Source organism: Streptomyces sp. NPDC107521 (assembly GCF_055598485.1).
The window spans coordinates 330,167-336,552 of the sequence record NZ_JBVKAT010000003.1 but is presented as its reverse complement, the minus strand read 5'-3'; the positions used below and the strand labels follow the sequence as shown (position 1 = coordinate 336,552).

The window sequence follows — 6,386 nt, the reverse complement described above, 5'->3', positions numbered from 1 at the left end:
TTCCGGCTCCAGTGGCGTCCCGACCCGGGTCTCGCTCCTGACCCTGGGCTAGGGTCACCCGGCGTCAACCCGGGCTCCGGCCTCGGGGCGGCCCGATCCTGACCCGACTCGGGTTCCGACCCCGGTCCGGGTCCTGGACTCGGGTCACCCGGTATCAATCCGGTTCCGGCTCCAGTGGCGTCCCGACCCGGGTCTCGCTCCTGACCCTGGGCTAGGGTCACCCGGCGTCAACCCGGGCTCCGGCCTCGGGGCGGCCCGGTCCAGACCCGACCCGGGCCGCCATCTCGGCCCGGCCCTGATCCGGGCCCCAGCCCCGGGCTCGGCCCGCCCGGTCTCGGCCGCGGTTCCTGCCCTGGCGTCGGCCCGACTGCCCTGGCGTCGGCCCGGCCCCCGGGCCCGGCCCCGAACGGACCTCGACCGGGCCCCGGCACGGCCGCGTCGGCGGTCCTCTCCGGCCTCTTCCGGCCCTCCCGTCCGCCGCGCGGCCCCCGGGGACGGGGCCAAAGGGCGGCGGACGCGCGTTTCCCCGGCCGCCCCGTGGCCTCCCGGCCCCCTCTTCGCGTACGGTTGACGGCTGCCCAGCACGTCAGAAGGGGGCCCGGTGGCCGCACAGGCACAACAGGATTCAGCGGTCGACGCCGTGCGCGACGACGCGCACCGCGGTCCCGCGGGGGACGCGGAGCGCGACCCCGGCGGAGACTCCGTGCGCGACCGCGAGATCCGGGGGGAGCAGGCGCACCTGGACCGGGTGTACCGGCGCCTGGAGGAGAAGATCCACGAGGCCGAGTTCCTCATGAACGACGCCGCCCAGCGCGGCCAGGTCGGCACCCCCGGCGCGCTCGCGGAGCGCGACGCGCAGGTCTTCCGGGCGGGCATCCACCTCAACCGCCTGAACAACGAGTTCGAGGACTTCCTCTTCGGCCGCATCGACCTGCTCCTCGGCAAGGACGGCAAGAAGGGACCCGACGGCGCCTACACCGCCGTCGAGCCCGCCGAGGGCACCCTGCGCCCCGACGGCACCGCCGACATCGCCGAGACACTGCACATCGGCCGCATCGGCGTCCTCGACGCGGAGTACGCCCCGCTGGTGATCGACTGGCGCGCGCCCGCCGCCGCGCCGTTCTACCGCTCCACCCCGGTCGACCCCGGCCGTGTGGTGCGCCGCCGGGTGATCCGCTCCAAGGGGCGGCGCGTCCTCGGCGTCGAGGACGACCTGATGCGGCCCGAGATCACGGCCTACCTGGACGGCGAACGGCTCGCCGTCACCGGGGACGGCGCCCTGATGGCCGCCCTCGGCCAGGCCCGCACCCACAGCATGCGGGACATCGTGGCCTCCATCCAGGCCGAGCAGGACCGGGTGATCCGCGCCCCGGCCGCCTCCGTCACCTATGTCGAGGGCGGTCCCGGCACCGGCAAGACCGCCGTCGCCCTGCACCGCGCCGCCTACCTGCTCTACCAGGACCGGCGGCGCTACGCGGGCGGCATCCTGATCGTCTCCCCGACGCCGCTGCTGGTGGCGTACACCGAGGGAGTGCTGCCCTCCCTGGGCGAGGAGGGCCAGGTCGCCATCCGCGCCATCGGCTCGCTGGTCGACGGCGCCGAGGCCACCCTGTACGACTCCCCGGCCACCGCCCGCGCCAAGGGCTCCGCCCGGATGACCGGCGTCCTGCGCAGGGCCGCCCGGGGCACCCTGGAGTCGCCCGGGGCGCCGGACCGGCTGCGCGTCGTGGTCTTCGGACGGCGCCTCGAACTGGACGCCGGGCGGCTGGCCGCCGTCCGGCGCACCGCCCTCGGCGGCACCGCCCCGGTCAACCTGCTGCGCCCGCGCGCCCGCAGGCTGCTGCTGGACGCCCTGTGGGACCTCTCGGGCGCCGCCGGACGGCACTCCGACCCGGAACTGGCGGCCGAGCTGCGCTCCTCCTTCGACGAGGACGTGAGCACCGAGGACTCCTTCACGGAGTTCCTGGACGCCTGGTGGCCGGAGCTGACCCCGGCGGCCGTTCTGGCGGCCATGGCCGACGAGCGGCGGCTGGGCCGCTGGGCGCGGCGCGTCCTCAACCCCGGCGAGGTCCGCCGGGTGGCCCGCTCGCTGCGCCGCGACGGCCGCACCGTGCACGACATCGCCCTGCTGGACGAGTTGCAGGCCGTCCTCGGCACCCCCGCCCGCCCCCGCAGACGGCGCGAGGCCGACCCGCTGGACCAGCTCACCGGGCTGGAGGAGCTGATGCCGCAGCGCGAGGAGACCCAGTGGGAGCGCGCCGAGCGGCTGGCGCAGGAGCGGACCGAGTACGCGCACGTCATCGTGGACGAGGCCCAGGACCTCACGCCCATGCAGTGGCGGATGGTCGGCCGCCGGGGCCGGCACGCCACCTGGACGGTCGTCGGGGACCCGGCCCAGTCCTCCTGGTCCGACCCGGACGAGGCGGCCCAGGCCCGTGACGAGGCCCTGGGCAGCCGTCTCCGCCGCCGCTTCGAGCTGACCGTGAACTACCGCAACCCCGCCGAGATCGCCGGGCTGGCGGCCCGGGTGCTGGCCCTCGCCATGCCCGGCTCCACGGCGCCGTCGGCGGTCCGCTCCACCGGGGTCGAGCCCCGCTTCGTCACCGCGGGCCCGGCCCGGGGCGCGGGCGGGGGCGCGGGAACGGCGGCGGACACCGTCCGGGCGGAGGCCGCGCGGCTGCTGGAGCTGGTCGACGGCACGGTCGGCGTCGTCGTGGCCATGAACCGCCGCGAGGAGGCCCGCCGCTGGCTGGCCGGGCTGGGCGACCGGGTGGTGGCGCTCGGCAGCCTGGAGGCCAAGGGGCTGGAGTACGACGCGACGGTCGTCGTCTCCCCGGCCGAGATCGCCGACGAGTCGCCCGCCGGGCTGCGGGTGCTCTACGTCGCCCTGACCCGGGCCACCCAGCAGTTGACGGTCGTCTCCTACGGGCGGGACGAGCCGGACGCGGCCGGGGTCCCGGACCTGCTGCGCGACTGAGGCGAGAGTGCCCCGCCGGGCCCGCCCCCGAGTGCCCCCGAGTGCCCCTGGGGGGACCGGCGGGGAGCCCAACCAGGGGAGCCGCCTCCCGCCGAGGGCCCGTAGGGGAGCCTTCCGGCCCCCTACGGGGAGGGCCCCCTACGGGGAGGGCCCCCTACGGGGAGGGCCCCCTACGGGGAGGGCCCCCTACGGGGAGGGCTCCCTACGGGGGGACGTCCCTCGGCTGGGGCACCTTCCTCGGCGGGGGACCCCTGAGGGGCTCCAGCGGCCGGGGACGCCGGGCGGGCGCACCCCGGGCGCGTTCGCCGCGCCTCCTCCCGGGCGGCGCGCGGGGGGAGGCGTGAGGAGGCACGGACATGCGAAGGGGCCCGCGCCGTCGGTGACGGCGCGGGCCCCTCGCGTTGCGCTGAGAGTGACACCGGCCCGCCATGCTCGCCTCGCGGCAAGTGGTCGCTCGAAGCGACGAAGGTTGGGCCCGGGGGCTTGGATCGAGCCGGTGTCACATCCACGGTAACAAACGATTCCCGCCCGGCGATTCCCCTTCGCCGGGTTCTTTCCGGAAGGGCCCGGACGGACCCGTGCCGGGACCCCGGGCCGGGCCCCGGCACGCCCCGGCCCGGCCCGGAACCCGGTCCCGGGAGGCGCCCCCGAACCGCCCTCCGGCCGCCCTTCCGTCCGCCGTTCCGGTCTCGTAAGGTGGAAATCGTTTTCCGAAAAAAGGGCCCTCCGATCGGACCGCGGTGAACAAAAAGTTCGCAATACGGGGCGGCTACCGTGTACTCGGCGGTAGGTGCGACGATCGGACGGCACAACACGCGACACGGTGAAAGAGGAAGCCCGCCATGGCAACGGCGCCCAGCGTCTCCTACTCGATGACCATCAGGTTGGAGGTGCCCGCGAGCGGAACCTCCGTCTCGCAGCTCACCACAGCCGTGGAATCCTCCGGCGGGTCGGTGACCGGCCTCGACGTCACCGCGTCCGGCCACGAGAAGCTCCGCATCGACGTCACCATCGCGGCCAGCTCGACCTCCCACGCCGACCAGATCGTGCAGCGCCTGCGGGACGTCGAGGGCGTCGTCCTCGGCAAGGTCTCCGACCGTACGTTCCTGATGCACCTCGGCGGCAAGATCGAGATGGCGTCGAAGCACCCCATCCGCAACCGCGACGACCTCTCCATGGTCTACACGCCGGGCGTCGCCCGGGTCTGCATGGCCATCGCGCAGAACCCCGAGGACGCCCGCCGCCTGACCATCAAGCGCAACTCCGTTGCGGTCGTGACGGACGGCTCCGCGGTGCTCGGCCTGGGCAACATCGGCCCCAAGGCCGCGCTGCCGGTCATGGAGGGCAAGGCCGCGCTCTTCAAGCGCTTCGCCGGCATCGACGCCTGGCCGCTCTGCCTCGACACCCAGGACACCGACGCGATCGTCGAGATCGTCAAGGCCATCGCCCCGGGCTTCGCGGGGATCAACCTGGAGGACATCTCCGCGCCCCGATGCTTCGAGATCGAGGCCCGGCTGCGCGAGGCGCTCGACATCCCGGTCTTCCACGACGACCAGCACGGCACCGCCATCGTCGTCCTCGCCTCGCTCACCAACGCGCTGCGGGTCGTGGGCAAGAGCATCGACGGCGTGCGCGTCGTGATGTCCGGCGCGGGCGCGGCCGGCACGGCCATCCTGCGGCTGCTGATCGCCGCGGGCGTCAAGAACGCCGTCGTCGCCGACATCCACGGCGTCGTGCACGCCGGGCGCCCCGACCTGGTGGACGCGGCCCCGGAGTCGGCGCTGCGCTGGATCGCGGACAACACCAACCCGGAGAACCTGACCGGCACGCTGAAGGAGGCCGTCGCGGGCGCCGACGTCTTCATCGGCGTCTCCGCCCCGGACGTGCTGGCCGGCGAGGACGTGGCGACCATGGCCGAGGGCGCGATCGTGTTCGCGCTCGCGAACCCGGACCCGGAGGTCGACCCGGCGGTCGCCCGGGAGACCGCCGCGGTGGTGGCCACGGGCCGCTCGGACTTCCCCAACCAGATCAACAACGTGCTGGTCTTCCCGGGCGTGTTCCGGGGCCTGCTGGACGCCCAGTCGCGCACGGTCACCACCTCGATGATGCTGGCCGCCGCGCAGGCCCTCGCGGACGTGGTGACCAGCGACGAGCTGAACCCGAACTACATCATCCCGAGCGTCTTCAACGACAAGGTCGCCGGGGCGGTCGCGGGCGCCGTGCGGGACGCCGCGAGGGCGGCCGGGGTGGCCTCCTAGGGGTCCCCGCCCGGTCCGGCCCCCGTCCGGGGGCCGGGGGCGCCCCGGGGCCGTCACCCCGGAGCCCTCCGGGTCCCCTACGGGTGACCCGGACCCCGCCGTGCGGACGCGACCCCCGCGCGGAAGACGTGATCCCCCAGGGGCACGGGCACGGCCCCCGGAGGGCCGGACCCGGTGCCTCCGGGCAGTGTGCGCGCCCGCTCCCGGGCCGGTCGCGCCCGGTCCCGGGCACCGGGGACCCCACCGGTGCCGGACGGCCGCGCCGCGGCTGTGAGGATGGCCACGGCGGGCCGCCGTACCGGCGCGTCGCGGGGCGGGGCGCCTCGGATCGCCCTCTAGGGTGGCGCAAGGTCCAGGCGCCTGCTCCGTGTGACCCTCACGGGTGTTCTCACGGCTTCCGGGGGTGGCCGGATTGGCATTACCGCCGCAGGTGCAGGCAGGATGCCTCTCTGGGCGCGAGGGTCCGAGGGGACCCGGGTGAGGGAACTGTCCGAGGGCCCTGGCAGCATCGGCTTTCGCTGTGCCTGACGCGCGGGTCCACCGCGTGGCACGCCTCAACGGCAAGAAGAACACGGGAGTAACAACATGAACCGCAGTGAGCTGGTGGCCGCCCTGGCCGACCGTGCCGAGGTGACCCGCAAGGACGCCGACGCCGTGCTGGCCGCGTTCGCCGAGGTCGTCGGCGACATCGTCTCCAAGGGCGACGAGAAGGTCACCATCCCCGGCTTTCTGACCTTCGAGCGCACCCACCGTGCCGCTCGCACCGCCCGCAACCCGCAGACCGGCGAGCCCATCCAGATCCCCGCCGGCTACAGCGTGAAGGTCTCCGCGGGCTCCAAGCTCAAGGAAGCCGCCAAGGGCAAGTGAGCGCTCCCCGCTGAGCGCCGGGTGGCTGCGGGGCCGCCGTGGGTCCCCGGGCCCCGTGAGGCCGGCCGCGCGGTCCCCGGGCCCCGTGAGGGGCGCACCGTATACGCCTATGGGGCGGCCACCCGGATTCGGGTGGCCGCCCCATAGGCGTATCGCAAGGGTGCGATCAAGCCATCTGTTCCGCCACGCGGCGTCACTTTCCCGCCCTGTTTCCCCAGCGTTTCGGCCGGGGTCCCGGAGGCGCACCCCCGGACCCGGTGGAGGGGGGTGCCGGCCCGGGGGAC

3 protein-coding genes are annotated in these 6,386 nt (G+C 75.0%); all 3 read left to right on the top strand.

The window, feature by feature from the left end; all coding sequences use genetic code 11:
• Positions 1 to 601 precede the first annotated feature (601 nt).
• The 3 genes from ACZ7LB_RS07455 to ACZ7LB_RS07445 all read left to right on the top strand — a co-directional run bounded on the left by ACZ7LB_RS07455 (position 602) and on the right by ACZ7LB_RS07445 (position 6,102).
• Positions 602 to 2,977 (top strand): HelD family protein, encoded by a 2,376-nt coding sequence (locus ACZ7LB_RS07455; protein WP_471465956.1) that lies wholly within the window; start codon positions 602 to 604, stop codon positions 2,975 to 2,977.
• Between the two features lie 842 nt (positions 2,978 to 3,819).
• Positions 3,820 to 5,235, top strand: coding sequence for an NAD-dependent malic enzyme (locus tag ACZ7LB_RS07450; RefSeq protein ID WP_471465954.1), 1,416 nt, complete (start codon positions 3,820 to 3,822; stop codon positions 5,233 to 5,235).
• 585 nt (positions 5,236 to 5,820) lie between these two features.
• Entirely contained in the window at positions 5,821 to 6,102 is a 282-nt protein-coding gene (locus tag ACZ7LB_RS07445) for an HU family DNA-binding protein (protein ID WP_003950507.1), read from the top strand.
• The last annotated feature ends 284 nt before the right edge of the window (positions 6,103 to 6,386 follow it).